Origin of the sequence: Cryptosporangium minutisporangium, from assembly GCF_039536245.1 — a bacterium.
GTDB classification, from domain to species: domain Bacteria; phylum Actinomycetota; class Actinomycetes; order Mycobacteriales; family Cryptosporangiaceae; genus Cryptosporangium; species Cryptosporangium minutisporangium.
In genome coordinates this window covers 59,289-85,209 of record NZ_BAAAYN010000041.1, presented here as the reverse complement: position 1 = coordinate 85,209, position 25,921 = coordinate 59,289, and the positions used below count along the sequence as shown (strand labels likewise).

The window sequence follows — 25,921 nt, the reverse complement described above, 5'->3', positions numbered from 1 at the left end:
GTGTCACCCGTCCAGAGGGTGCGGCCCCCACCGGACGGCCTGCGGCAGGTGGACGGACGAGCAACACTGGAACGGAACACCCGGCGGCAGAGACCGGGGGTTGACGAGGCGGAGGTACCCCTTGACCGACGCGAGCCGGGTCGACGGACGACCGGCGGAGGCACCGACGTCAGCGCCTGCGGCGTCGTCGGCTCCGGGGAGCGGCGGGCCGTGGATCTCCCCGCAGCCGGACCCGGGGTATGCGCCGGCCGCCGATGCTTACAACAGCGGAACGCTGCCGTCCGGCGCGCCCCCGTCCGGGCCGACGCCCGCGGGGATGCCGTCCGGAGCGATGCCGTCCGCAGGGATGCCGTCCGCGGGCATGCCGTCCGGGGTGCCGTCCCAGCCCCGTTCCAGCGGGTACCCCACCGCACCGATACCGGGCAGCGGACCTGCCGTTCCGGGCGCCGGTAACGGCGCTCCGCCCGGGTCTCCGTTCTGGTCGCAGGCGGGCGCTCAGGACCCCTGGCGCGACCCGTCGGCCGCACCGGCATGGCTCGCGCCGACGCCGCCCGGCAATCCCCCGCCCGTCGGGCCTCCGATGCCGGGTGACGGTCCCGCGCGCCGGGGTGGCCTCGGCTCGATGATGCTGGTCTCCATCGTGGTCGCGGTCGTCGCCGGACTGCTCGGCGGCGCACTCGGCTACGTGGTGGCCGCTCGCACCGCCGGTAGCTCGTTCTCGCTCGGCGAGAGCTCGGGCTCGACGCCGGAGCTGGCGAAGCGTCCACCGACGTCGCTGGCCGGCATCGCCGACCAGGTGCAGCCGAGCGTCGTCACCGTCGTGATCCGGTCGGCGAGTGGCAACGGCAACGGGTCCGGCTTCGTCATCTCGGACGAGGGTTACATCCTGACGAACAACCACGTGGCGGCACCGGCCGCGGCCGGCGGCACGCTGCGAGTGGTGTTCTTCGACGGGTCGTCGGCGTCGGCGTCGATCGTCGGACGCGATCCCGGGTCCGACCTCGCGGTGCTGAAGATCCAGAAGAGCGGCCTCAAGAAGGTCCAGTTCGGTGACTCCGACAAGATCGCGATCGGTGATCCGAGCGTGGCCTTCGGCTCGCCACTCGGGCTGGCCGACACCGTGACCAGCGGCATCATCAGCGCGGTCGACCGCCCGGTGCGGACCGGCGGCGACCGCGACGCCAGCCAGGGCAACGAAGACAGTGCGTACCTGGCCGCGATCCAGACCGATGCGGCGATCAACCCCGGTAACTCCGGCGGTCCCCTCGTCGACGGTGCTGGCCGGGTGATCGGTGTGAACACCGCGATCGCGGCGGTGCCCAGCCAGACCGGGTCCAGCGGAAACATCGGTATCGGGTTCGCGATCCCGGGCAACCAGGCGAAACGCATCGCCGAGGAGCTCATCGCCACCGGTAAGGCACGCACGACGGTCATCGGCGCGGAGGTCAACCTCGCCGACGAGTCGTCGGCGGGCGCGCCGCTGACGAAGGTGGTCGCCGGCGGTCCGGCGGAGAAGGCCGGGCTGAAGGCCGGGGACATCGTCACGAAGTTCGCCGACCGCCCGATCGAGGACGGCGTGGCGCTGATCGCGCTGATCCGCAAGCAGGAGCCGGGCAAGAAGTTGGGGGTCACCTACCGGCGCGGCGGCAAGACGGTGACGACAACGGTGACGCTCGGCCAACGCTAGCCCTACCATCGGTGCACACAGCAAACCGTTGCCTCGGGCGGTCTGCCGGTCCTTCCGGGCACGGATTAGGCTGCGGGGAGCGGCCAGGAACCGAGCTGACACACGGCGGTGACCGCGGTGAGGAGCGACGGTGTTCGAGAATCTCGGATGGTGGGAGATCATCGTCCTGGCGCTGATCGGGCTCTTCGTTTTCGGGCCCGACCGCCTGCCGAAGGTGATCGGTGAGGCGGGGCGGATGCTCCGGACACTCCGGCAGATGGCCCGGGGGGCCAGTGCGGAGCTGCGGGACGAGCTCGGCACCGACTTCGAGATCGAAGACCTCCACCCGAAGCGCTTCGTCCGGAAGCACCTGCTGTCCGAGGAGGACGAGGCCGCGCTGCGGAGGCCGCTGAAGGACGCGATGCGTGACTTCGAGGAGCTGACGCACGTCGACGAGGTGACCGAGGCGTACCGGGACGAGGGCGGCTCCAAGAACGGCAAGTCGCAGATCGACCCTGCGAAGTCCCGTACCGCCCGCTACGACGACGACGCCACATAACAGCGCCGAAGGGCGCTGTTTGTTCTAACGTTGAGCCCGCTCAGGGCGGGGCTGGCAGTCGAGCGAGCCGCCAAGCTCAGTCGTGACCGGCCGCGGGCAGGCTCGCGCGCGAGGCTCATTCCCAATTCCGTCGTGACCTTTGGCTTGCTGTCTCGAGGAGGCTCGCTCGCCTGTCAGCGTCGTTCTGAGCGGGCCGTGCACTAGCGGCGGGCCGCCGGAGTCAGGCCCAGGGACATGCCCGCTAGGCCGCGCTGGCGGACGGCTAGTTTGTCGGCGACGCCGCTGAGCGCCTTGGCGGCCGCCGCGTCCGGGTCGGAGAGCACCAGCGGAATGCCGGAGTCGCCACCCTCGCGGACGCGCGGGTCGAGCGGAATCTGGCCGAGCAACGGCACCTGCGCGCCGAGCGTCCGGCTCAGGGCCGCGGATACCGCCTCGCCGCCACCGGACCCGAACACGTCCATCCGCTCGCCGTTCGGCAGCTCCAGCCAGGACATGTTCTCCACCACACCGACCAGCCGCTGGTGCGTCTGCAGCGCGATCGAACCCGCCCGCTCGGCCACCTCCGCCGCGGCCTGCTGCGGCGTCGTCACGACCAGGATCTCCGCGCCCGGCACCAGCTGCGCCACCGAGATCGCGATGTCACCGGTGCCCGGGGGCAGGTCCATCAGCAGGACGTCCAGATCACCCCAGAACACGTCGGCGAGGAACTGCTGCAGCGCGCGGTGCAGCATCGGCCCGCGCCACACCACCGCGGTGTTGCCCGGCGTGAACATACCGATCGAGATCACCTTCACGCCGTGCGACTGCGGCGGCATGATCATCTGCTCGACCTGGGTCGGACGCCCTTCCACCCCGAGCATGCGGGGGATCGAGAACCCGTAGATGTCGGCGTCGAGGACGCCCACCGACAGCCCGCGCGCGGCCAGCGCCGCCGCCAGGTTCACGGTGACCGACGACTTGCCGACGCCGCCCTTGCCGGACGCCACCGCGTAGACCCGGGTCAGCGAGCCGGGCTGCGCGAACGGGATCACCGGCTCGGCGGTCTGGCCGCCGCGCAGCGTCGTCTGGAGGTTCTTGCGCTGGGCGTCGCTCATCACGCCGAAGTTCACCCGGACGCCCGTGACGCCGGCCAGCTTCGCGACCGCGGCCGTGACGTCGTTCGTCAGCGTGTCCCGCATCGGGCATCCGGCGACGGTGAGCAGGACCGCGACCTCGACCACGCCGTCGGGGTGAACGGCCACCGATTCGACCATGCCGAGGTCGGTGATCGGTTTGCGGATCTCGGGGTCGTTGACTCCGGCGAGCGCCGTCCGAATGTCGGCTTCCGCGGGCAGCGTTGAAGAGAGCGGCATGCCGACCATGCTACGTGCCTGCACGGCCCGCCGAGGACGAGCCTGACGGCCGCGCGCAAGGCCTCGAGACCACAGCAAGGTCGAGGCGGCCTTGCGCGCGGACGCCAGCCTCGCCCTCGGCGGGCTCCACCGCCGTTGTCAGGAAGAGCAGCGGTCAGCGGGTGAGTTTGGCGCGGCGGGGCTCGGGATCGCGTCGGGCGTCTGGTGTCGGGCGCCGCTCGACCCGGCGAGTGTCGGCACTGGGCCGGGCCAGGTCGGCGTCGGCGGTGGGCGCCTCGCGCAGTTCGTCCACGATCCGGCTGAGCTCCGACCGAAGGTACTCGCGGGTCGCGACCTCGCCGAGCGCGAGCCGCAACGCAGCCAGCTCGCGGGCCAGGTACTCGGTGTCGGCTTTCGCCGCTTGGGCCCGCTGGCGGTCCTCTTCCAGCGAGATCCGGTCCCGGTCGGCCTGCCGGTTCTGCGCGAGCAGGATCAGCGGCGCGGCGTAGGCGGCCTGCGTGGAGAAGGCCAGGTTCAGCAGGATGAACGGGTAGGGGTCCCAGCGCAGGTGGACGGCGAACACGTTGAGCGTCACCCAGATGATGACGATGACGGTCTGCATCAGGATGAACGTGCCGGTGCCCAGGAACTGCGCGAACCGTTCGGAAACGCGCCCGAACGCGTCCGCATCGAACCGGGGCAGCCGACGGCGCCGTTCGATGGGCTGGTCCAGCCGGCTCCGGGGCCGGACGACCTCCGCCATTCCCGTTCACCTCCTTCGCGCTCGGTACTGCTGTGCCTCAGCCGTCCCGGTCGCGCCAGTCCTCCGGCAGGAGGTGGTCGAGGACGTCGTCCACGGTGACGGCGCCGAGCAGGCGGTCGTTCTCGTCCACCACCGGAACGGCGACCAGGTTGTACGTCGCCAGGTAGTGCGCCACCTGGGCGAGCGTCGCGTGGGCGTTCAGTGGGTCGAGGTCGGCGTCGACCACGGCGCTGACCAGAGTGGCAGGCTCCTCCCGGAGCAGCCGCTGCAGGTGGGCGATCCCGAGGAATCGACCGGTCGGCGTCGCCGAGGGCGGCCGGCAGACGTACACCTGGGCCGCGAGCGCCGGAGTCAGGTCGGGGTCACGGACCCGCGCCAGCGCATGGGCGACGGTCGCGTCCGGCGGCATGATCACCGGTTCGGACGTCATCATCCCGCCCGCGGTGTCCTCGGTGTAGTCGAGCAGCCGCCGGACCGGAGCGGCCTCGGACGGCTCCATCATCGCCAGCAGGCGTTCCTGCTCCGACTCGGGTAGCTCGCCGAGCAGGTCGGCGGCGTCGTCCGGGTCCATCTCCTCGAGGACGTGGGCGGCCCGCTCGGTGTCGAGCGAGCCGAGGATCTCGACCTGGTCGTCCTCCGGCAGCTCCTCCAGGACGTCCGCCAGCCGGTCGTCGCCGAGCGCGGCGGCGACCTCGACCCGGCGTTTGTCCGACAGCCCCTGCAGCACCTTCGCCAGGTCGGCGGCGCGGAGCTGGTCGAACACCGCGAGCAGGTTGGCCGCACCCTGCCGGTCCTGGCTGCTGATGATGCCCTCGACGTCACCCCAGTCGACCTGGCGGAGGTGACCGCGGCGGCGGCCGAGCATGCCCGGCAGGTGCTCCCGGGCCGCGACCTTGACCAGTTCCCACTCGCCGGAGCGCGACCGCTCCATCGCGACGTCGACGACGACCGCGCGGACCGGCGGATCACCGGCGAGCGTCACCTGGCGGTCGAGCATGTCGCCGAGCGCCATCAGTTCACCGGTGCGCTGCTCGAAGCGGCGAAGGCTGATCGTCCCGGTGTTCAGCATCACGGCGTCCGGATCGAATGCGGTGACCCGGCCCAGCGGCACGAAGATCCGGCGTCGGTGGACGATCTCGACCACCAGACCCGTCACCCGCGGCGAGCGGGTGGCCTCGGCGCGCGGACGGACCACCGCGTCCCGGACCCGGCCCAGTTGGTCGCCGCTCGGATCGAAAACTGCAACGCCGGCCAATCGTGCCAGGTAGATCCGGGTGCCGGTGGTCACCTGCGCAGCCTAACCGCCGTGCCCCCTCAGCGCCGCCGGTGGAGGGTCCGTGGAATCGGCGTAGGGGTCGTCGCCGACGTCGGCCGGGGCGGGGCTGCCCCGGCGTCGTCGGGGAGCGACTCGCCCTGTTCGACCGGGTCGCCGGCCGGTACCAGCCGGCTGATCCGGGAGGTGGTGGCCCAGCGGACCGGTGCGCCCACTGGGTCGGTGGCGTTGAGCCGTTTCTGTGCGAGCTGCGGCGCGACCTCGTCCCACGTCGGCGTGCCCGGGTCGACGCGCTCGACCGCGGCCTGCCAGGTGAGGATGCGCCCCCCGTGTTCACCCCGGACACTCACCCGGCACGCGTCGGCCTCGGCGAGGCCTTCGATGGGCTGTTCGGAGCCGCCGTGGACGACGTAGGCCGCCCCGTCGATCCAGGTCAGCCACGCGGCGGTGGCCGGACGTTCGTCGACGATGAGCCAGCCGACCGCCGCCTTCTTCATCGCCTCGGTGACCAGTGGATGCACGTCCGGGCTCATGTCCGCAATCCTGGCATCCCCAGCGCGGGATATCAGCGCCGCCGCAGAGCGGGACACGACCTGCCGCCGCCGGCCTGCCGACGGCACCCGGGCAGGATGCACTCGTGAACCGTGCACCCGCGACGCCGATGACCTGGGGAGCGGTGGCGGTGGCGATCGTCGCGGTCGGCGGGTCCGGTCCACTGATGGCCGCGACCGCCGCTCCCGCGCTGGCGATCGCGTTCTGGCGCAACGCGCTGGCGTTGTCGGTGCTGGCGCCGGTGACGACGGTCCGGTTGGCGCGCGACCGCAGCGAGCGGCCCGACCGCCGGACGGTCTTGCGGTGCGCTTTCGCCGGCGTGCTCCTGGCCGGTCATTTCGCCACGTGGGTGCCGAGCGTGACGATGACGAGCGTCGCGACCGCCACCGCGCTGGTGTGCACCCAGCCGATCTGGGCGGCGCTGATCGCGCTCCGCTCCGGCCAACGCTTCTCGTCCCGGTTCTGGGTCGGCGTGCTGCTGGCGGTGCTCGGCGTGGGGCTGATGACCGGCGCCGACGTGACGGTCTCCGGGCGAGCGCTGCTCGGCGACGCCCTGGCACTGGCCGGTGCGGTGCTGGCCGCGGCGTACGTGACGGTCGGCGCGAAGATCCGGGCCGGGACCAGCACGACGACCTACACGACGTTCGGGTACGGCAGCTGCGCGGCGGTGCTGCTGGTGGCGTGCCTGATCGGCGGGGTCCCCATGACGGGCTATCCGGCGCACACCTGGCTGCTGCTCGTCGCGGTGACGGTCGGACCGCAGCTGCTCGGGCACTCGCTGATCAACTGGGCGCTGTCGTCGATCTCGGCGACGGCGGTCAGCGTGGCGCTCCTGCTGGAGGTTCCCGGAGCGGCCGCGCTGGCCTGGCTCTTCCTGGACCAGGTGCCGCCGCTGCTCGCGTGGCCGGGGATCGTGGTGCTACTCGTGGGGCTGGCGTTCGTGGTGGTGGGAAGCCGAAGTGCCGCGCGGGACGGCGTCGCCCAAGAAGTGTGAAGCTGCGGTAGGGCACGCGCGGAACGTCACAGTCTGAACCGGTTCCGCTTGCGGAACCGGAACGCGGTCAGTCGGTAAGTTACTGGTGAGTTGGCCCACCGTGAGGAGTGCAATCCATGTCTGAGCCTCGGACCCTGCGGCCTCGTCGGTCGTGTCTGGCCGTCCCGGGATCGAACCCGCGGTTCCTGGAGAAGGCCAAGGGCCTCCCCGCCGACCAGGTGTTCCTGGACCTCGAGGACGCCTGCGCCCCGCTGGCCAAGCCGGAGGCGCGGAAGAACATCGTCGCGGCGCTGAACGAGGGCGGCTGGGGCGACAAGATTCGGGTGGTTCGGGTCAACGACCTCACCACGCACTGGACCTACCGGGACGTCGTCGAGGTCGTCGAGGGTGCCGGCCCGAACCTCGACTGCATCATGCTGCCGAAGGTGCAGTCCGCGGCGCAGGTGCAGTGGCTGGACTTCACGCTGACCCAGATCGAGAAGACGATGGGCTTCGAGGTCGGCCGGATCGGCATCGAGGCGCAGATCGAGAACGCCAAGGGTCTGATCGAGGTCGACGCGATCGCGCAGGCGTCGCCGCGGGTCGAGACGATCATCTTCGGCCCGGCCGACTTCATGGCCAGCATCAACATGAAGTCGCTCGTCGTGGGCGCGCTGCACCCGGACTACCCGGCCGACCCGTTCCACTACATCCTGATGAAGATCCTGATGGCGGCGCGGGCCTACGACAAGCAGGCGATCGACGGTCCGTTCCTGCAGATCCGCGACGTGGACGCGTTCCGCGACGTGGCGAAGCGCGCGGCCATGCTCGGGTTCGACGGCAAGTGGGTGCTGCACCCCGGCCAGATCGACGCGGCGAACGAGATCTTCGCGCCGAGCCAGGAGGACTACGACCACGCCGAGCTGATCCTCGACGCGTACGACTACTACACGTCCGAGGCCGGTGGGAAGAAGGGCTCGGCGATGCTCGGCGACGAGATGATCGACGAGGCGAGCCGCAAGATGGCGCTGGTGATCGCCGGTAAGGGCCGTGCGGCCGGGATGTCCCGGACGTCGTCGTTCACGCCGCCCGAGGGCTGAGTTCGCACGTACACACGGCCGGGCACCTCACGAGGTGCCCGGCCGTTCGTGTCGTTCGGGACCGACTCAGTACGTGGACGTGGTGTCGGTTTCGAACCAGCCGAATGCCAGGCCGCCGATGATGATCACGGCGTAGAACAGGATCAGCGCCATCGAGAGGCCGAAGCCGATCCAGCCGATGATGATGCCGGCGGTGGCCATGCCTTCGCCGTCTTCGCCGGTCTCCCGGATCTGCTTCTTCGCCTTGTGCCCGAGGATCGCGCCGACGATGCCCGGCAGCCCGCCACACATCACGAACGAACAGATCGACGTGATCATCGACGCCAGCGCCAGGCCGTTCTGCTTCCGCGGCGCGTACATCGGGTAGCCGGGCGGAGGGGCGCCCCAGGCACCGCCCGGCGGCGGGTAGGCGCCGGGCGCACCCGGATAGGCGTTCGGGTCGTAAGCCTGGCCTACCGGGTAGCCGGAGGTCGGATCGGGATAGCCCGACGTCGGTGCCGGATATCCCGACGTGGGGTCGGGAAACCCCGACGTCGGCTTAGCCCACGGGTTGGCTTCGCCCGGCGGAGGGTTCGTCGTCATGGGCGCGGTCCTATCACACAGTCACTGTTCTGGACATCGTTCAGTAGGAGTTCGGTCACTGTTCCGATTGGCTGCTCGGGGCCGTGGGTCGGGCGCCGGGCGGGACGCCACCGCGGGAAGCCGGTACGACACAATCACCTCATGAGTGAGCACGCCGCCCCGACGGTTAACCCCACCGACCGCCTCGACGGCAGGGTCGCGCTCGTCACCGGAGCAGGCAGCCCCGACGGCATCGGCTACGCGATCGCCCGGCGACTGATCGGCCTCGGTGCCCGCGTCGGCATCGTCTCGACGACCCGCCGCATCCACGAGCGCGCCGCTGAGCTCGGCGCCTCCGGCTTCGTCGTCGACCTCGTCGATCCCGCCGAGGTCGAGGCGTTCGCCGACGCCGTCCGCGAAACGCTCGGCGACGTCGAGGTGCTGGTGAACAACGCCGGCATGGCCAGCGTGGCCAGCCCCGAGGTGCTGCGCCCGGTCAGCCAGCTCACCGACGACGACTGGCGCGCCGAGATCGACCGCAACCTCACCACCGCGTTCCTCGCCAGCCGGGCGTTCGTCGGCGGCATGACCGAGCGGGGCTGGGGACGGATCGTCAACGTCTCGTCCACCACCGGGCCGGTCAACGCGATGCCGGCCGAGGCCGGCTACGCCGCGGCGAAGGCCGGCATGGTGGGGCTGACCCGTGCGCTGGCGATGGAGGTCGTGGCCGACGGGGTCACCGTCAACGCCGTGGCGCCGGGGTGGATCCACACCGGGTCGTCGACGGTGAGCGAGCTGCACTACGGCCGGCTGACGCCGCTGGGCCGCCCCGGGTCCCCGGACGAGGTGGCGGCGACGGTGGCGTTCCTGACCACGCCGGCGGCGTCGTACGTCACGGGTCAGATGCTGGTGGTCGACGGAGGCAACTCCGTCCTCGAGTCCCGCGGCTGAGCGCCACCCTTCGCCACCCCGCTGTTAGGGGGTTCACAGGGGGCTGGATCGGTTCGGAGAGCCGCTCGTCCGCCATACTCGTCGGTAACAAACGGCCGGGGGTCACGCTGTCCCCGGCCCGGTTCCCCGGGCGGCCGCACCCGCTCGCTGGCGGAGGGAGAGCGCCCGATGGCCCGTCTCGCGCAGACCCACGGGTTGACCGAAATCCAGACCGACATCCTCGCGACGGTCCGGACCTTCGTCGACAAGGAGATCATCCCGCACGCGCAGGAACTCGAGCACGCCGACGAGTACCCCACGGAGATCGTCGACGGCATGAAGGAGATGGGGCTGTTCGGCCTCATGATCCCCGAGGAGTACGGCGGCCTCGGTGAATCGCTCCTGACCTACGCGCTGGTCGTGGAGGAGATCGCCCGCGGCTGGATGAGCGTCTCCGGCATCATCAACACCCACTTCATCGTCGCGTACCTGCTGCGCCAGCACGGCACCGACGAGCAGAAGCAGCGCCTGCTGCCGAAGATGGCCACCGGCGACGTCCGGGGCGCGTTCTCGATGTCCGAGCCGGCCCTCGGCTCCGACGTCGCCGCGATCAGCACCCGCGCCAAGAAGGACGGCGATCACTACTCGATCACCGGCCAGAAGATGTGGCTGACCAACGGTGCGCAGTCGTCCGTCGTCGCGACGCTGGTCAAGACCGACGAGGGCCAGGAGTCGGTCTACAAGAACATGACGACGTTCCTGGTCGAGAAGGAGCCGGGCTACGGCGAGACGGCCCAGGGCGTCACCGTGCCGAAGAAGATCGAGAAGATGGGCTACAAGGGCGTCGAGACGACCGAGCTCATCTTCGACGAGGCCCGGATTCCGGCCACCTCGATCCTCGGCGGCCCGGACAAGGCCGGTCGCGGCTTCTACCAGATGATGGACGGCATCGAGGTCGGCCGCGTGAACGTCGCCGCCCGTGCCTGCGGCATCGCGATCCGCGCCTTCGAGCTGGGCGTGAGCTACGCGCAGCAGCGCAAGACGTTCGGCAAGGCGATCGTCGACCACCAGGCGATCGCGTTCAAGCTCGCCGAGATGGCCACGAAGATCGAGGCGGCGCACGCCCTGATGGTGAACGCCGCCCGGCTGAAGGACGCCGGTCACCGCAACGACGTCGAGGCCGGTATGGCGAAGCTGCTGGCCAGCGAGTACTGCGTCGAGGTGACGCAGGAGGCCTTCCGCATCCACGGCGGCTACGGCTACTCCAAGGAGTACGAGATCGAGCGGCTCATGCGTGAGGCGCCGTTCCTGCTCATCGGGGAGGGCACCTCGGAGATCCAGAAGACGATCATCAGCCGGGGTCTGCTCCGCGAGTACGGCCTCAAGGGCTGACCCCGGTCGGCGAGCCGGGCGCGGACCGCCATGCTCCGCACCTCCGCTCGTGCTCCGGCGGTCAGGCCGGGCGGAGCGGACCACACGTCGGGAGGCGGGTCCGGTGAAGGGGGTGCCTTCACCGGACCCGCCCGTGCACCCCGCCCGCCCGCGCAGACCCGGACCCCGTACGCGGACCGGGCGCGGTGCACCGGCCCCGTCCCCGCCGAGCGCCGCGCCGCCGCAGGTCGGCGCGTTCTCGAGGGACAGGGCCCCGGTCGAGCCCGGTGCTGCGCCCCGCCCGGGTGGGGGCGCGGGGGAGCGACGGCGAGCGGACTCGTCCTGCTGACGGCCGGACCGGTCCCCAGGCCTGGCCCGGGCGTCAGCGGGTTCTTACGCCATCTCCTGCGAATCCGGCGTCTGGGTGTGGCCTCGCGGCGAGCGAGATCCGCAGGAGATGGCTCAGAGCAATGTGAGCTGCTGGACGGCTGGCTCGGCCGCGGTCTCGGAGGCGATGTCGCGGGCGTCGCTCGGGGTGCGGCGTCCGATGCCGTAGGACTTGGCGATCTCGTTCACCCGCGCGGTCAACGCCCGGGTGTACTCGGCCGGTGCGTACGCCGACTCGCGGTAGAGCCGGCGGTAGCGCCCGACCAGGTCCGGCCTGGCCCCGCGCAGCCAGCCGTAGAACCACTCCCGCGCGCCGGGCCGCAGGTGGAGGGTGAGCGGGGTGACCGCCACCGCCCCGGCGTCGGCGATCGCCGCGACGGTGGCTTCGAGCTGCTCGTCGGTGTCGGTGAGATAGGGCAGCACCGGTGCCATCAGGACGCCGCACCCGATGCCGGCGTCGGTCAGCGCCCGACAGACCCCGAGCCGTGCCCGCGGATTCGGCGTGCCCGGCTCCACCTGCCGCCAGAGCGCGGCGTCGAGAAAACCCACCGAGACGTTCACCCGGACGTCGGTGACCTGCGCCGCCTCGGTCAGCAGGTCGAGATCGCGCAGTACCAGCGTGCCCTTGGTCAGGATCGAAAAAGGGTTGGCGTGGTCCCGCAGCGCAGTGAGCACCTCCCGCATCAGGCCGTAGCGTCCCTCGGCACGCTGGTAGGGGTCGGTGTTCGTGCCCATCGCGATGTGTTCGCCCGCCCAGGACCTCGCGCCGAGCTCGCGACGCAGGAGCTCGCCGGCGTTGATCTTGACGACGATCCGCGAATCGAAGTCGTGGCCGGCGTCGAGATCGAGGTAGGTGTGGGTGTTTCGCGCGAAGCAGTACGTGCAGGCGTGCGTACAGCCGCGGTACGGGTTCACCGTCCAGCGGAACGGCACCGGCGACGACACCGGCACTCGGTTCAGGATCGACTTCGCCCGGATTTCGTAGAACGTCACTCCACGGAATTCCGGGGTGTCGATCGTGCGGACCTGGACACCGGCGCCCTCGAACGGCAGCGGCAGCGGCCCAGGTGCCGCCTCCGCGTCGCCGGTCTCGGCCGACAGCAGCCGCATGTGGTCCCAGCGCATCGCCTCTCCTGTCGTGAGTTGGGTCCCGTCCGGTCCCGGGTCTGCGCTTCGACGCGATCCCCGCGTCGAAGTCCACAGTATTCGAACAAGCGTTCGAGCGCCAGCAGGACACGGCTGTGTCAAAAGTCCGATTACCGGAGCCGTAGGAGGCCGTCATGACCGAGCGCTCGAGCGCGGCGCAGCTCACTCAGTCGCCGTCCAGCGCCGCGCCCGACCTGCCCCCGTTCCCCGAGGCGGGTGACCTGCCCGGACACCTGCGCTGGCAGGCGGCGTCCTGCGGCGACCGCAGTCCGCTCTACCGCGAACTGCTCCGTGGGGCGGCGGCGGACGTCGACGCGAACGGGCCGGCCGCGACGCTGCTCGCGCCGTACGCCGCGGATCCGGCGGCCGGCCTCCGCTTGATGGCCGCCCTGCACCACCTGGTCCTCGACGGTGCGCTGCCCGAGTTGGCGCCGTACTACCCGAGCGTCGGCGGCGACGGGTCGCCGGACGAGGCGTGGCGAGTCGTCCGGCAGGTTCTCGCGGAGCACGCGGATCGGGTCGCCGCCGCTCTGTCGGCCCCGGTGCAGACGAACGAGTCCGGGCGGGCCGCCGTGCTCTACGCCGGGCTGCTCGTGCTCGCCTACCGCACCGGCCTGCCGATCCGGCTGCTGGAGATCGGGGCGTCGGCCGGGTTGAACCTGCGCGCGGACCGGTTCGGCTACCGGACGGCGGCGGGGCTGTGCGGCGACCCGGACAGTCCACTGGTCCTCGACGAGCCCTGGCAGGGACCGGTGCCGGTGCCGCTACGGACGCCGGTGCGCGTGGTGGAGCGGCGTGGGTCGGACCCGGCGCCGCTCGACCCGGCCGATCCCGGGCACCGGCGGCGGCTGGAGGCGCTGGTCTGGGCCGACCAGCCCGAGCGGTTGGAGCGGCTGCGTGCGGCGATCGCGGTCGCCGAGCGGGTGCCGGCCTCGGTCGAGCCGGTGTCCGACACCGTCTCCTGGCTGGGCGATCGGCTCGCGGAGAGTGCAGCGGGGACCCTGACCGTCGTGTGGCACTCGGTCATCAAGGGCTACGTCGACCCGGACGTGTGGCGCGGGGTCGAGGCGCTGCTCACCGACGTCGGAGAGGACGCCACCGGCCATGCTCCGCTGGCGCGGCTGGGGTTCGAGCTGGAGGCCGACGAGCACGGGCAGCCCCGGTTCGAGGCTCGGCTCACGCTCTGGCCGGAGGGTCGAACCCACCTGCTCGGCACCGCGAACGGCCACGGTACCCCGTTCGTCTGGGCATCCTGAGGCGCCTCCGGCGGCGTCCTGGGTCCCGGCAGAATGGGACGCATGGCTACGTTCGTCTACGACGGTGACTGCGCGTTCTGTTCGACGTGTGCGCGATTCATCGAGCGCCGCATCCCGACGTCGGCGGCGGTCGTCGCGTGGCAGCACAGCGACCTGGATGCGCTCGGGCTCACCGTGGACGAGGCCGAGACCGCCGTGCAGTGGATCTCGTCCCGGCGTCGGGCGGCCGGTCCGGACGCGATCGCCGAACTGCTGGTCGACGCGGGCTCGTTCTGGCGGCCGGCCGGGTGGGTGCTGCGGCTGCCGCCGGTGCGGGCGCTCGCGTGGCCGGTCTATCGCTGGGTGGCCCGCAACCGCCACCGTCTGCCGGGTGGTACGGCCGCGTGTGCCCTACCGCAGGCCGAGCGCGATCGGACGGCGGCCCGACCGGAACGGTCACCTCACTGAGAACGATCGCCGACGCCGCCCTGGGCGCCCTACCGAGCCGTCAGTGCGGAGCGTCCGCGGCGCTTCTCCTCGGTACCCGGAGGCGTTCCAGGGGGAGAAGGGCGGTCAGCGCGATCAGGTGCGGCCAGAACGCGATCGTCAGCGCCGCGTACACCATCGCGTGGAAAGCGAACAGGAACAGCACCGCGCGCACCTGCCACCGCCCGCGCAGGAACAGCAGCACCGGGCTGCACAGCTCGAACACGATCGTGCCGATCTGCGCCAGCATCAGCAGGTACGGAACGTGCACGGTCCAGTCGGACAAGATCGTTCCGCGCCGGAGCACGGCCTTCGTGTAGGTAGCGCCGGTGAGCCAGTCGACCCCGCCGAACCGGAGCTTCGCCCAGGCGGCCAGGAAGTAGGTGCAGACCACCGCGATCGCGGTGGCCCGGATCGCCCAGCCCGCCCGCGCCGAGAGAGTTCGATCACCCCAGCGGGCCCGGCCGACGGTCGGCAGCACGGCGAGCAGCACGAGATACCCGGCCCGGTCGTGGTCGACCTTGCCGTAGGACATGGCGACCAGCATCCACGCGAGATACAGCACCGCGACGAGCGTCCCGAGTACCCGGGGGGCCCGTCCGGTCGCCGCCGCCAGCGCGGTGATCACCAGCGCAGCACAGAGCCCCACGACGAGCGCGTGAGTCGGTTCCGGCAGAGCGAGCAGCCGGGCGATCCGCAGCGGTTGGTAGAGCGCGACCGGGACGTCCCGATGGGCCAGCGCCCACGGCGTGATCAGGAAGACGTCCAGCGGCACGAACAGGTACGCGATCGTCCTCAGGACGGCGATCCGCCCGAGTGCGACCGGCGTGAAGAACCAGCGCTCGACGCCACTCGCGAGGTTTCCGGGGTGCACGGTCACGGGATCTCCCGCCGCACGGTCGTGGTGTCCCGCCACTCGCCGGTCGGACGCCCGTCCCGCAGCTCGATGAAGCGTACGACGACGTCGATGCGCGCCAGCTGGGGGCGGTCGGGATGCCGCCGGTGATAGGCCACCGCGACCGCGTCCAGCAGGGCCGGGTCGTTCTTGAGGCGCTGCTGCTGGCCCTCGAACTCGGCCCGGCGGAGGCCGGTGTCGGAGTCCTTCAGCACGATCCGCTCGCCGTCGACCGTGACCGCCTCGACGCGCAGCGAGCGGACCGGTGCGTCCAGCCGGTCGGTCGTGGAGTACATCCGGAACGGGGCGAACGGGAAGTCGTCGTCCTGCCCGAGCAGCGTCCCGGCCACCAGCAGTGCCAGGACGGCCAGCGCCGCGCCGATCCGAATGCGTCGGCCGAGCGGACCCGGGCCCGGCTCGGTGATCTCTTCCCCCAGGGTCGCCTCCACGTCCGGCAGTGTGACACTCGTCGCTGCAGCCACCGGAACGGCCCGGCAAGATCCTTGTTACCAGCCAGTAGCCAACGTAGGCAGACGGGAGCGGTCGTATGCAGTTCGGTCGGTACTTCGAAGAGTTCGAGGTCGGCGCGGTCTACAAGCACTGGCCCGGCAAGACGGTGACCGAGTACGACGACCACCTGTTCTGCCTGATCACGATGAACCACCATCCGCTGCACATGGACGCGCACTACGCGGAGCAGACGACCGACTTCAAGCAGAACGTCGTGGTCGGCAACTACATCTACTCGTTGCTGCTCGGCATGTCGGTGGCGGACGTCTCCGGCAAGGCGATCGCGAACCTCGAGGTGGAGTCGCTCCGCCACATCGCGCCGACGTTCCACGGTGACACGATCTACGGCGAGACGACGGTCCTCGACAAGACGCCGTCCAAGTCGAAGGACGACCGCGGCGTCGTCTACGTCGAGACCAAGGGTTACAAGCAGGACGGGACCGTCGTCTGCGTGTTCCGCCGCAAGGTGATGGTCCCCAAGCGCTCGTACGGCGACTCCCGCGGCGGCGAGCAGCCCGGAAGGCCCGAGCCGAAGGCCTGAGTACGGTTGGCGCCGTGACCGCGCTGGACGAAGAACCGGAGCTGGCCGTTGGGGTGGGGCCATGGGAGGGACCGTGGCCCACCGATCCGCGCTACGACCCGGAGTTGCTCGCGGCCGGCGACCGGCGCAACGTCGTCGACCGGTACCGGTACTGGCGTCGCGAGGCGATCGTCGACGACCTCGACCGGATCCGGCACCCGTTCCACGTCGCGATCGAGAACTGGCAGCACGACCTCAACATCGGGACGGTCGTCCGCAATGCGAACGCGTTCCTCGCCCGCGAGGTGCACATCGTCGGACGCCGCCGGTGGAACCGGCGGGGCGCGATGGTGACCGATCGCTACCAGCACATCCGCTACCACGAGGACGTCGCCGGGTTGTTGTCGTGGGCGGCGGCCGAGCAGCTCCCGGTGGTCGGGATCGACAACCTGCCCGGCGCCGTGCCGCTGGAGACCGTCGAACTGCCGCGGGAGTGCGTCCTGCTGTTCGGGCAGGAGGGCCCCGGCCTCTCCGACAGTGCCCGCGCCGGACTCGACCTGGTCTGCTCGATCGCTCAGTTCGGCTCGACCCGGTCGATCAACGCCGGCGTGGCGTCCGGCATCGCGATGCACGCCTGGATCCGTCGCTACGCAGTGCCGCAATGAGCCCTGCGGTACCGCTGAGAGAATCAGACTGAATTGTCCGATCGTGTCAGGTCTTGACGGGACACGGTCTGAGGGCGGACGGTTGCCGTGTGTCATCACCGTCTTGTTGTCCGCGCTGCGCGCGTGTGGTCCGCGCCCCGGATCTCATGAGCAGCGATTGGCGCTGCGCTGTGCACGGGGCCGTGCCGCCGCTGCACGTCGCCCGCCAGCTCGGCACGGACGTGCTGGACGCCGTCCGGGTGGACGCCGGGGTGCCGGTCTGGCTGCCCTGGCCGATGCTGCCCGACTGGACGATCACCGGGCTCGCCTGGGCCGGGGACGATCGGCGTCCGATCGTCGCCACGGCGGTGGCCTGTACCGGACCGGCGCCGCTGGGCGGTGTCGCCGACGTCGTCCTGGTGGCCGAGGAGCCGGGTGTGGGGCTGGGGGCGCGGTTCGCGGGCCTGTCCGGTCTGGACGCGGGCGAGATGCTCTGCGGCGGGCTGCTCGATACGAACGCGCACGCCAAAGTGGTGGCCGCCGGGCACCCCACACCGCTGTGGTCGATCGACACGGAGCGCGACCGTTGCGCGTACGTCGGTGAGGCCAAGGGTATGTGGCTCTGGGCCGTCGCGTGGCCGGGGGAGGCCGGTTACGTGTTCGCCGAACACTTTGTGTTGCAGGACGGTCGCGATGGGCTACCAGGTCCGTTGCCGTTCGGGGCGCTCTCGCCGTACCTTCAATGGGGACCACCGGAGGAAGGAGTCAGCTGACCCGCCGACACGGCCTGCGTATGTTCGCTCCGGCTTGCCCGCGATGGTAGAACGGCGTTCATTGCCGAGCGGGAGGTAGGGCTGCAGTGAAAAAGGCCCTGAGTTGGATCGCGGTTGCATTTTTCGTGTTCTACATCGTGACCCAACCGGGAGACGCCGCCAACTTACTGCGTTCGCTCGGCGAAGGCTTGCGTGACATCGCGACCGGGTTCGGGACGTTCGTGTCCAACGTGTTCTAAGGAACTTGTTCAGGCTCGGTTCGCCCGTTCGCCGCCCAGGGCTGCCACTCCAGGTAGGCGAACCGCGGTGAGCCGGACCGGAAGAGGTTCCTTAAAGTCCTCGACGCCGGGTACAGCATCAACAGCACCCGGTAGTCCACTTCCGTCCCCCCGTGGAGGTGCGCGATGGCCGCAGACGACCCAGGCGCCGGGTCGAGCCCGGAGCGCGATCTCGGTCGTCGTACGCTGCACGACCCGCCGCCGGTCGGGCTCGGCATCACGCCGGTTCAGACCGACGACGACCCGCCCGGCCCGCCTCCACCGCCGGCACCGGATCCGTCGGCCGGTCGTCCGCCGCCGCCCGCACCCCCGACCGCCGCTCCGGCCCCGCCTCCTCCGCCCCGGCCGTACCGGCCGCAACTGGAGCCGACGCGGCACGTCGCGCAGTACCTGTTCGACAGCGAGCGGTACTGCGGCGAATGGCGTCGGCACTGGATCCACGTGATCCGCTGGCTGCTCGCGCTCGCCGCCGGCACGCTGCTGCTCGGCTACCTCGTCGGGGCGATGCAGAACGTTCCGTACGTCGCCGGCGCTGCGACGCTGCTCTGGCTGGCGCTGCTGATCGCGGCCGGCTACAAGATCGGCGACTGGTACTTCGACAAGTTCGTGCTCACCGACAAGCGGGTGATGCTGATCGAGGGCATCGTGACCCGCAAGGTCGCGATGATGCCGCTGGCCCGGGTGACCGACATGGCTTACCAGCAGAGCCCGCTCGGCCGGGTCCTCAACTACGGCACGTTCGTCCTGGAGTCCGCGGGGCAGGACCAGGCGCTGCGGGAGATCGCCCCGCTGCCGTACCCGAACGAGCTGTACCTGCTCTTCTGCCAGGTCATGTACGACCCCGACGAGATGCTGGCGGTCGGCGACGAGGGCGACTGACGCGTGCGGTCACCGGCCCCCGCGGTCGGCACGCATCCGCCCCGACGGGCTTCCGACGTGCAGTACTAGGGTGACGTCTGGGCACGTCCGTGCCCGGCATCGTCCGTCTGTCGGAGTTCGTGAGGCCCGCCGTCCATGCGCATCGACCTGCATACGCACTCGACGGCGAGCGACGGCACGGTACGCCCGGCCCAGCTGGTCGTCGACGCGGTGGAGGCCGGGCTCGACGTCGTCGCGCTGACCGATCACGACACGACGGCGGGGTGGCGGCCGGCGATCGAGGCGCTGCCACCCGGCCTGGTACTCGTGCCCGGTGCGGAGCTGTCCTGCCTCTGGGAGCTCGAGAACGGCTGGTCGATCAGCCTGCACCTGCTCGCGTACCTGTTCGACCCCACCGAGCCGGCGTTCGCCGCCCAGCGGGCGATGCTCCGGGCGTCCCGCCTCACCCGGGCGGAGGAGATGGTCGGCATGCTCGTGGCCGACGGGGCGCCGATCACGTGGCAGGACGTGTTGGCGATCGCCGACGGTGCGCCGGTGGGCCGTCCGCACGTCGCTCAGGCGCTGGTCGCCGCCGGTGTGGTGGCCGACGTGCCGACGGCGTTCCGGTCGGAGTGGCTGGGGGCGCGGTACCGGGTGCCGAAGCGCGACCTCGAGGTGCTGGACGCGCTGCGCCTGGTCCGCGGAGCGGGCGGCGTCAGCGTGCTGGCCCATCCCAAGGCGTCCAAGCGGGGACGGGTGATCGACGACGACGTGTTCGCCGAGCTCGCCGCCGCCGGCCTGACCGGTCTGGAGATCGATCACCCGGACCACGACGCCTCCGAGCGGGCGGCGTTGTCCGGGATCGCCGCCGATCTCGGTCTGTTGACCACCGGATCCAGCGACTTCCACGGGACGAACAAGACGGTGGGGCTCGGTGAGCACACCACGCGTCCGGAGGTCTACGAGGAACTGATCTCCCGCGCGACCGGCGCGGCGCCGGTCACGGCCCGCGACCAGTGGCCGCTGCCCAAGCCCTAGCTGTCCACACGCGCCTCGGGTTCTGTCGGTGCGCCGTGGGAGGCTGTGCTCCAGTGGAAGGATGGGTGGTAATGGAACAGCTTGGTCTGGCCGGGATGCCCACCCGCCTCTACGCCTGCACGCCGTCCAAACTGGCGGCTTTCGCCGAGTGCCCGCGTCGGTACCGGATGAGCTACGTCGACCGACCGTCGCCGCCGAAGGGTGCGCCGTGGGCGCACAACGCGCTCGGTGCGAGCGTGCACAACGCGCTGCGGTCGTGGTGGTTGCTGCCCCGGCAGCGGCGGACGCCGGAGGCGAGCCGGACGCTGCTGAACGAGGCCTGGATCTCCGACGGCTACCGGGACGCCGAGCAGCAGGCGACGGCCAAGCAACTCGCGGTGGGCTGGCTGGAGAGTTACCTGTCGACGGTCGACCCCGACGCCGAGCCGTTCGGGTTGGAGCGGACGGTGGCGATGCGCACCGAGACGCTCGCGATCTCCGGACGGATCGACCGGCTCGACGATCGGAACGGCGAGCCGGTGGTGGTCGACTACAAGACCGGGCGGGCGGCGCTCTCCGAACAGGACGCCGCGGGCTCGCAGGCGTTGGCGCTCTACGCGTTGGCGGCGGCACGGACGTTGCGCCGGCCCTGCCAGCGCGTCGAGCTGCACCACCTGAGCGCGGGGGAGGTCTACACCCACGTGCACACGCCGGAGCGGCTCCAGCGCCACCTGAGGCGGGCGGAACAGACCGCGGCCGACGCGGTCGAGGCGGAGACGCGCTTCAAGGACGGTGGGGCGTCCGCCGACGAGGCGTTCCCGCCGGCGCCAGGGCCCCGGTGCTCGTGGTGCGACTTCCGCCGCCACTGCCCGGAAGGCCAAGCCGCAGCTCCGCCAAAGGACCCGTGGGCGGCCATACCCACCCAGCCCTAAGGTCCGCCCGTCGCTTCGTACGGACCTGGAGCCCGTCCAGGACGAGGCTGGCATTCGAGCGCGAGGCCGCAGCGAACACGGACCCGCCGCTGTCGGGCGCCGCGCGAGGCGGCTTCCGCGGGGCTCGACCTTGGGTGGTCTCAAGGCCTCGCGCTCGCCTGTCAGGCTCGCCCCTGGGCGGGCCGTGCACTACGCGGGAAGAGCCTCTAGGCGGCGGATGGGGACGGCGGCGACGCGGGCGCGGGCGGCTTTGAGCTGCGGCCCTTCCCGCACCGACGCCGGCAGCGCGAGCACCGCGGTGCGGAGTGCCCGCAGGCTCGCCACCGCCGTCATCTCGCTGCCGGGCAGCGCGGGCAGGTGCGTGTACATCCGCTTGGCCCAGCTCGGCAACAGCCCGAACCCCATCGCGACCAGCGCGCCCCAACTCGGCGCCGCCGGCGTCGCCCAGCGCACCCACCACCGCATCGGCGGTGCGCTCAGCAGCTTCAGCCCCTCGTAAGCCGGCCGGGTGGCCCGAAGCCGCGGCCGCATCTCGTCGAAGTAGGCGGCGAGCTCGGTCGTCGTGCGCGGGACATCGACCGCGTCCGGCGTCAGGCCGATCAGGCGAGCCTGGCGTACCTGCTCGGCGAGGTACCGATCGGCGTCGGCGTCGGACAGCCGGAGACCTCCCCGCCGCGCGGCGTAGAGGAACGAATCCACCTCGCAGCAGTGCACCCAGAGCAGCAGCGAGGGATCGTCCACCGGATGGGCCTCACCGGTGTCGGGGTCCACCGCGGTGAGCCGCCGGTGCAGGCGGCGGACCCGGCCGGCGGCCTCCTCGGCGGCCGACGCGGTACCGAACGTGGTGGTCGCCACGAACTCGGTCGTGCGCAGCAGGCGTCCCCACGGGTCCTGGCGGTACCCGGAGTTCGCCGAGACACCCGCCATCGCGACCGGGTGCAGTGCCTGGAGCAGCAGCGCCCGCAATCCACCGACCGCGATCGACGGGTCCGCGTGGATCCGCCAGGTGACGCTCTCCGGGCCGTACAGGCCGAGGTCGGAGATCACCATCGGTCCTCCAATAGTCGGTACCCCGATCACTGACTCTCAGTGTGCACCGCGGACGTCGAAACCGCCCGTTCGTCACCGTCCACGGCGGTCCAGAACCGCTCCAGCGCGAATACCGTCTCGGCCGTGTTCTCGATCGCCGGTGAGTGAGCGGCCCGCTGGATCACCACGTGCCGCGCGCCGAGCCGGCGTGCCATGTCGGCCTGCACCGGCGGCAGCCAAGCGTCGTCGTGCTCGCCGTAGCAGACCAGCAGCGGTACGCCGGTCGCCGCGAGGTCGGCGGTGCGGTCCGGCTCCGACCCCAGCGCGTCGCCCATGCCTCGCAGGCCGGCCGCCGAGGACGCGATGAACCGCTTCTTCAGGAACGCCTTGAGCTCGGGGGACGCCTCGCGCCACTTCGGGTCGAGGCGGGCGCCCTCCTCGACCGCGTCGTACACCGCGGCCATGCCGAGCGGCAGCAGCGCCTCGAGCCGGGCCATCCGGTCGCGTCGAGCGCCGAGGATCGCCTCCGGACCCGAGCAGAGCAGCGTGAGCGACCGGAAGTCGCCGGGTGCTGCGAGCACGGCGCCCCGGGAGACCAGACCGCCGAAGGAGTGGCCGACCAGATGGACCGGGCCGTCGTCGAGGGCCGCGGCGACCGCCCGGACGACCTCGGCCAACCAGGCGACCGTGTAGCCCAGCGGCGAGTCGGGACCGGGCGACTCGAACTGACCTGGCTGGTCGATCGCGACGACGCGGTACCCGGCGTCGGTCAGCGGGTCGACCAGCGGCGCGAAGTCTTCCTTGCTCCCGGTGTAGCCGGGAACGAACAGAGCGGTGCCACGGCGGCTTCCGGTGGGAGGTGACGCGTCCCAGCCGGCGACGGGGAAGCCGGGACCGGGAAAATCGACGCGGGTGGCACGGTGGGGGGCGATCTGAGTCACCGTCCCAGTGTGCTCCCGAACCTGTTGCTCGTGTTCTCCGTGTGGCTAGTGCTCATCCGAGCCTGCACAGGTGCCCACCTGTCGCACTAGGGTACGGCTGTCACGCCGTTGCGGAGGTCACCGTGTTCGAGAGAGTGTTCGACCTGCCGGCCCACCCGTTGGTGGTCCATGCGGCGGTCGTGCTGGTGCCGATCGCGGTACTCGCCGCGTTCGCCTACGTCCTGGTGCCGCGGCTGCGGTCGAAGGTCGGCTGGGTCCTGGTACTCAGCGCGGTTTCCGGCGCCGGAGCGTCGGTCGTCGCGGCCGAGACCGGCGACCGACTCGCGCGGTATCTCGGGGTGACGCCGGACGTGGAGGAGCACGGCGGCTTCGGCCTCGACACCCGCAACATGGCGGTGCTGCTCGCCGTCGTCGCGGTCGTCCTCGTCATCGTCGAGCGGGTCCGGACCAGCCGCGCGCAGACCCCGGTCCACGACCAGTACGACCAGCGCGACCAGTGGTCGATGGTCGGCGAGCAGCCGCGCAGTAGTAGCGGTTCGACCGTACTGACCGTCGTCTCGGTCGTGCTCTCGGTCGCGTTGCTCGCCACCGCCGTCGGTGCCGCCGTCTCGGTGGTACGGGCAGGCGACACCGGCGCGCGGATGACCTGGTCGGGCCGCGGATGACCGGGCCCGACCGCTGACGGTCAGGCGACGCCGGTGGTCGTACCGGCCCGGATGACCATCATCAACAGCAGCAGGAACAGGACGACGAGCGTCAGCACGCCGACGCCGACCGTGACAGCCCGAGCCTGAGCGTCCTCGCGGTCCAGCGCCTCGTGGTCCTGGTACGGCAGCGCACGTGGCGTCGGGCCCGATGTGATCACCGGGCCCCACCCCACCGCCACCGACGGTCGGTGCATGCGCGGCGGCCCCTGGTACTGCGGGGGGATCGCCGTCGCTCCGCCCGGCTTGCCGGACCTCGACTCGACCGCGGTCGTCGAATCCGTCGGACGGCGCCAGGCGGTGTCGTCCGCGGAGCCGTCCGGGGCGGCCCAGCCGTTCACACCCGTGATCGGGCCGCCCGGATGCATCGGCCCACTCGGATGCAGGGGCCCACCCGGATGCCGAGGACCGGTCGCCGTCATCGGACTACTCGGCCGCGGACGCGTCAGCCGGTGCGTCGGCGGACTCGTCGCCGCCCGGACGCCGGGCACGCGCGGTACCGCCGCGACGCCGGCGGAGACGCCGCGGTGCCGCGCCGTCCTCGTCCTCGGCGGCGGGCTGGTCCGCGTCGTCGTCGACCGAGCGGAACTCGTCGACGGGCTTGGCGTCGTCCTCGGCGGGGATGAACAGGGGCGGCGCGATCGTCGCGACCGCGCCGGGAGCCTCCTCGTCGGTGGCGCCCTCCGGTAGCGGGGTCGTGCTCAGCAGTTCGCCACCGCGGGTGCGCCGCCGGGGCCGGGTACGGCGCCGGGCCGCCAACTCCGCGTCGTCGGTGTCACCGCTCTCGTCGACCGGTGTCTCCTGGTCGGTGTCGGCCCGCCGCCGCACCCGGGGGGTGCGCTTGGGCTTCTTGCCGCCGGTCTCGCCGAGGTCCTCGACCTCTTCGGCGTCGAGCCCGGCCCTGGTCCGCTCCTTGCGGGGCAGAACCCCGGTCGCCTCGGCCGGGATGTCCAGCTCGGCGAGCAGGTGATCGGAGGTCGAGTACGTCTCGGGCGGGTCGGCGAACGGCAGGTCGAGCGCCGTGTTGATCATCTTCCAGCGGGTCAGCTCGTCCCAGTCGACGAACGTGACCGCGACGCCGTCCGCTCCGGCCCGGCCGGTACGACCGATCCGGTGCAGGTAGGTCTTCTCGTCCTCGGGGCACTGGTAGTTGATGACGTGGGTGACGCCGGTGACGTCGATGCCGCGCGCGGCGACGTCGGTCGCGACCAGGACGTCGACCTTGCCCGAGCGGAACGCCCGGAGCGCCTGCTCGCGGGCACCCTGACCGAGGTCACCGTGCACGGCGGCGGCGGCGAAACCGCGCTCTTCCAGGTCGTCGGCGACCTTCTGCGCGGTGCGCTTGGTGCGGCAGAAGACCATCGTCAAGCCCCGGTCGCGGGCCTGCAGGATGCGGGCGAGCATCTCGGCCTTGTCCAGCGCGTGCGCACGGTAGATGTGCTGGGCGGTCTCCGGCACCGTACGGCCGGCGTCCGGCTCCTCGGCCCGGATGTGCACCGGCTGCCGCATGAAGTGGCGGGCCAGGGCCACGATCGGGCCGGGCATCGTTGCGCTGAACAGCATCGTCTGCCGCGCGGTCGGGATCGTCGCGAGGATGCGCTCGATGTCGGGCAGGAAGCCCAGGTCGAGCATCTCGTCCGCCTCGTCGAGGACCAGGATCGACACCGCGCCGAGCTGCAGGTGCCGCTGCTCGACCAGGTCGAGCAGCCGTCCCGGCGTACCGATGACGACCTCGACGCCGTTCTTCAGCGCGCCGATCTGCGGTTCGTACGCGCGCCCGCCGTAGACGGACAGGACGCGGATGCCGCGGGTCTTACCGGCGGCGGCGAGGTCACGCGTGACCTGGACGCAGAGCTCGCGGGTCGGAACCACGACGAGAGCCTGCGGAGCGCCGGTCGCCGACCGGTCGCCCTCGCCGGGCGCCTGGATCCGCTGCAGCAGCGGAATTCCGAAGCCCAGCGTTTTGCCGGTGCCGGTACGGGCCTGCCCGATCAGGTCGTTGCCCGCGAGCGCGATCGGAAGCGTGAGCTCCTGGATCGCGAACGCGCGGGTGATGCCGGCCGCGGCCAGCGCCTCGACCGTCTCCGGCCGGACGCCGAGGTCGGCGAAGAGCGGGTTCTGCTCGCTCACCGGCTTGGTGGCGGTCAGCTCCTCGATCGGCTCGTCTTCGGGGGCACCGGTCACCGCGTGCTCGAGCTCGACGGCGCTGGGCGCGTCTTCGTCGGCCAGCGCGTTATCGGACGCCGGTTCGACGTCGGGTGAAATGTGGGTATTCAGGGGTCTTCGCCTCTCTCCGAGTGCGCAGACGCCCTGGTGGATCCGGTAGCAACTCCGCGTCGCTCGAGCCTCACGCCTACCGCGATGCGGTGGCGGGCTCAGCGGGACGACGGCCTTGAGTGGGGTCCGCGCTCGATATTCCATGCTCAGTACTGCGATGGTGCTGGTACTACCGTTTGTGGTCCGACCGGCGCCGTGCGAGCGTGCGCA

The 25,921-nt window shown here is 71.3% G+C and carries 29 protein-coding genes; 16 read left to right on the top strand and 13 right to left on the bottom strand.

The features are described 5' to 3' along the window. Positions 1-258: 258 nt before the first annotated feature. Positions 259-408, bottom strand: coding sequence for a hypothetical protein (locus ABEB28_RS29055; RefSeq protein WP_345731426.1), 150 nt, complete (start codon positions 406-408; stop codon positions 259-261). Here ABEB28_RS29055 and ABEB28_RS29050 point away from each other — a divergent pair. Both ABEB28_RS29050 and ABEB28_RS29045 read left to right on the top strand, forming a co-directional pair. After that, positions 362-1,687, top strand: coding sequence for a S1C family serine protease (locus ABEB28_RS29050; protein WP_376982015.1), 1,326 nt, complete (start codon positions 362-364; stop codon positions 1,685-1,687). The genes ABEB28_RS29055 and ABEB28_RS29050 overlap by 47 nt on opposite strands. A 130-nt stretch (positions 1,688-1,817) precedes the next feature. Beyond that, positions 1,818-2,225, top strand: coding sequence for a sec-independent translocase (locus ABEB28_RS29045; RefSeq protein ID WP_345731424.1), 408 nt, complete (start codon positions 1,818-1,820; stop codon positions 2,223-2,225). 200 nt (positions 2,226-2,425) lie between these two features. Here the strand turns inward: ABEB28_RS29045 and ABEB28_RS29040 are convergent, their stop codons facing one another. The 4 genes from ABEB28_RS29040 to ABEB28_RS29025 form a co-directional block, all read right to left on the bottom strand. Further along, a complete protein-coding gene (locus ABEB28_RS29040; RefSeq protein WP_345731423.1) occupies positions 2,426-3,577 on the bottom strand; it encodes an Mrp/NBP35 family ATP-binding protein in 1,152 nt (383 codons plus the stop codon). A 154-nt stretch (positions 3,578-3,731) separates the two neighbouring features. Next, entirely contained in the window at positions 3,732-4,319 is a 588-nt protein-coding gene (locus ABEB28_RS29035; protein ID WP_345731422.1) for a DUF1003 domain-containing protein, read from the bottom strand. A gap of 37 nt (positions 4,320-4,356) precedes the next feature. After that, complete coding sequence (locus ABEB28_RS29030; protein ID WP_345731421.1) at positions 4,357-5,607, bottom strand: magnesium transporter MgtE N-terminal domain-containing protein; 1,251 nt, start codon at positions 5,605-5,607, stop codon at positions 4,357-4,359. A 26-nt stretch (positions 5,608-5,633) separates the two neighbouring features. Beyond that, the gene (locus ABEB28_RS29025) at positions 5,634-6,125 is read right to left on the bottom strand and encodes a hypothetical protein (protein WP_345731420.1); all 492 of its coding nucleotides are present in this window, start codon (positions 6,123-6,125) and stop codon (positions 5,634-5,636) included. Positions 6,126-6,253: 128 nt separating this feature from the next. Here ABEB28_RS29025 and ABEB28_RS29020 point away from each other — a divergent pair, with 128 nt between their 5' ends. Continuing rightward, a complete protein-coding gene (locus ABEB28_RS29020; RefSeq protein ID WP_376981244.1) occupies positions 6,254-7,138 on the top strand; it encodes a DMT family transporter in 885 nt (294 codons plus the stop codon). 116 nt (positions 7,139-7,254) lie between these two features. Continuing rightward, on the top strand, positions 7,255-8,217 hold the full coding sequence (locus ABEB28_RS29015; protein WP_345731418.1) for an HpcH/HpaI aldolase/citrate lyase family protein: 963 nt from the start codon (positions 7,255-7,257) through the stop codon (positions 8,215-8,217). 66 nt (positions 8,218-8,283) lie between these two features. Here ABEB28_RS29015 and ABEB28_RS29010 read toward each other — a convergent pair whose 3' ends face one another. Then, a complete protein-coding gene (locus ABEB28_RS29010; protein WP_345731417.1) occupies positions 8,284-8,799 on the bottom strand; it encodes a DUF4190 domain-containing protein in 516 nt (171 codons plus the stop codon). Between the two features lie 141 nt (positions 8,800-8,940). On the opposite strand from ABEB28_RS29010, the gene ABEB28_RS29005 reads away from it, so the two are divergent. Together ABEB28_RS29005 and ABEB28_RS29000 are read left to right on the top strand one after the other, a co-directional pair. Continuing rightward, the gene (locus tag ABEB28_RS29005) at positions 8,941-9,729 is read left to right on the top strand and encodes an SDR family NAD(P)-dependent oxidoreductase (RefSeq protein WP_345731416.1); all 789 of its coding nucleotides are present in this window, start codon (positions 8,941-8,943) and stop codon (positions 9,727-9,729) included. Positions 9,730-9,897: 168 nt separating this feature from the next. Next, entirely contained in the window at positions 9,898-11,100 is a 1,203-nt protein-coding gene (locus ABEB28_RS29000; RefSeq protein WP_345731415.1) for an acyl-CoA dehydrogenase family protein, read from the top strand. A 441-nt stretch (positions 11,101-11,541) separates the two neighbouring features. Here the strand turns inward: ABEB28_RS29000 and ABEB28_RS28995 are convergent, their stop codons facing one another. Beyond that, positions 11,542-12,591: an Rv2578c family radical SAM protein gene (locus ABEB28_RS28995; RefSeq protein ID WP_345731414.1), complete on the bottom strand. Its 1,050-nt coding sequence runs from the start codon at positions 12,589-12,591 to the stop codon at positions 11,542-11,544. A gap of 155 nt (positions 12,592-12,746) precedes the next feature. Between ABEB28_RS28995 and ABEB28_RS28990 the strand changes: the two genes are divergently transcribed. Then, positions 12,747-13,868: a DUF2332 domain-containing protein gene (locus tag ABEB28_RS28990; RefSeq protein ID WP_345731413.1), complete on the top strand. Its 1,122-nt coding sequence runs from the start codon at positions 12,747-12,749 to the stop codon at positions 13,866-13,868. Positions 13,869-13,901: 33 nt separating this feature from the next. After that, a complete protein-coding gene (locus ABEB28_RS28985; RefSeq protein ID WP_345731412.1) occupies positions 13,902-14,315 on the top strand; it encodes a thiol-disulfide oxidoreductase DCC family protein in 414 nt (137 codons plus the stop codon). Between the two features lie 40 nt (positions 14,316-14,355). On the opposite strand, the gene ABEB28_RS28980 is transcribed toward ABEB28_RS28985, so the two are convergent. Continuing rightward, positions 14,356-15,213 carry an MFS transporter permease gene (locus ABEB28_RS28980; protein ID WP_345731411.1) on the bottom strand — a complete coding sequence of 286 codons (858 nt, stop codon included), beginning with the start codon at positions 15,211-15,213 and terminating at the stop codon, positions 14,356-14,358. After that, positions 15,210-15,677 (bottom strand): hypothetical protein, encoded by a 468-nt coding sequence (locus ABEB28_RS28975; protein WP_345731410.1) that lies wholly within the window; start codon positions 15,675-15,677, stop codon positions 15,210-15,212. Before ABEB28_RS28975 ends, ABEB28_RS28980 begins: the two co-directional genes overlap by 4 nt. Positions 15,678-15,775: 98 nt before the next feature. Between ABEB28_RS28975 and ABEB28_RS28970 the strand changes: the two genes are divergently transcribed. From ABEB28_RS28970 to ABEB28_RS28940, 7 genes are all read left to right on the top strand, one after another. After that, positions 15,776-16,279 (top strand): MaoC family dehydratase, encoded by a 504-nt coding sequence (locus ABEB28_RS28970; protein WP_345731409.1) that lies wholly within the window; start codon positions 15,776-15,778, stop codon positions 16,277-16,279. A gap of 14 nt (positions 16,280-16,293) precedes the next feature. Next, complete coding sequence (locus ABEB28_RS28965; RefSeq protein ID WP_376981234.1) at positions 16,294-16,923, top strand: TrmH family RNA methyltransferase; 630 nt, start codon at positions 16,294-16,296, stop codon at positions 16,921-16,923. An 89-nt stretch (positions 16,924-17,012) separates the two neighbouring features. Next, complete coding sequence (locus tag ABEB28_RS28960) at positions 17,013-17,675, top strand: DUF6758 family protein (RefSeq protein WP_345731408.1); 663 nt, start codon at positions 17,013-17,015, stop codon at positions 17,673-17,675. A gap of 86 nt (positions 17,676-17,761) precedes the next feature. Then, on the top strand, positions 17,762-17,914 hold the full coding sequence (locus tag ABEB28_RS28955) for a hypothetical protein (RefSeq protein ID WP_345731407.1): 153 nt from the start codon (positions 17,762-17,764) through the stop codon (positions 17,912-17,914). A gap of 165 nt (positions 17,915-18,079) precedes the next feature. Beyond that, positions 18,080-18,832, top strand: coding sequence for a PH domain-containing protein (locus ABEB28_RS28950; protein ID WP_345731406.1), 753 nt, complete (start codon positions 18,080-18,082; stop codon positions 18,830-18,832). Between the two features lie 135 nt (positions 18,833-18,967). Further along, positions 18,968-19,849 (top strand): PHP domain-containing protein, encoded by an 882-nt coding sequence (locus ABEB28_RS28945; RefSeq protein ID WP_345731405.1) that lies wholly within the window; start codon positions 18,968-18,970, stop codon positions 19,847-19,849. A 71-nt stretch (positions 19,850-19,920) separates the two neighbouring features. After that, positions 19,921-20,760 (top strand): RecB family exonuclease, encoded by an 840-nt coding sequence (locus tag ABEB28_RS28940; protein WP_345731404.1) that lies wholly within the window; start codon positions 19,921-19,923, stop codon positions 20,758-20,760. A 189-nt stretch (positions 20,761-20,949) separates the two neighbouring features. Here ABEB28_RS28940 and ABEB28_RS28935 read toward each other — a convergent pair whose 3' ends face one another. Next, positions 20,950-21,810 (bottom strand): oxygenase MpaB family protein, encoded by an 861-nt coding sequence (locus ABEB28_RS28935; RefSeq protein WP_345731403.1) that lies wholly within the window; start codon positions 21,808-21,810, stop codon positions 20,950-20,952. Positions 21,811-21,836: 26 nt separating this feature from the next. Continuing rightward, positions 21,837-22,730 (bottom strand): alpha/beta fold hydrolase, encoded by an 894-nt coding sequence (locus tag ABEB28_RS28930; protein WP_345731402.1) that lies wholly within the window; start codon positions 22,728-22,730, stop codon positions 21,837-21,839. Between the two features lie 122 nt (positions 22,731-22,852). Between ABEB28_RS28930 and ABEB28_RS28925 the strand changes: the two genes are divergently transcribed. Beyond that, positions 22,853-23,395 (top strand): hypothetical protein, encoded by a 543-nt coding sequence (locus tag ABEB28_RS28925; protein ID WP_345731401.1) that lies wholly within the window; start codon positions 22,853-22,855, stop codon positions 23,393-23,395. 20 nt (positions 23,396-23,415) lie between these two features. On the opposite strand, the gene ABEB28_RS28920 is transcribed toward ABEB28_RS28925, so the two are convergent. Both ABEB28_RS28920 and ABEB28_RS28915 read right to left on the bottom strand, forming a co-directional pair. Continuing rightward, positions 23,416-23,775, bottom strand: coding sequence for a translation initiation factor 2 (locus ABEB28_RS28920; protein WP_345731400.1), 360 nt, complete (start codon positions 23,773-23,775; stop codon positions 23,416-23,418). 85 nt (positions 23,776-23,860) lie between these two features. Next, complete coding sequence (locus ABEB28_RS28915; protein WP_425559005.1) at positions 23,861-25,618, bottom strand: DEAD/DEAH box helicase; 1,758 nt, start codon at positions 25,616-25,618, stop codon at positions 23,861-23,863. Positions 25,619-25,921: the final 303 nt, after the last annotated feature.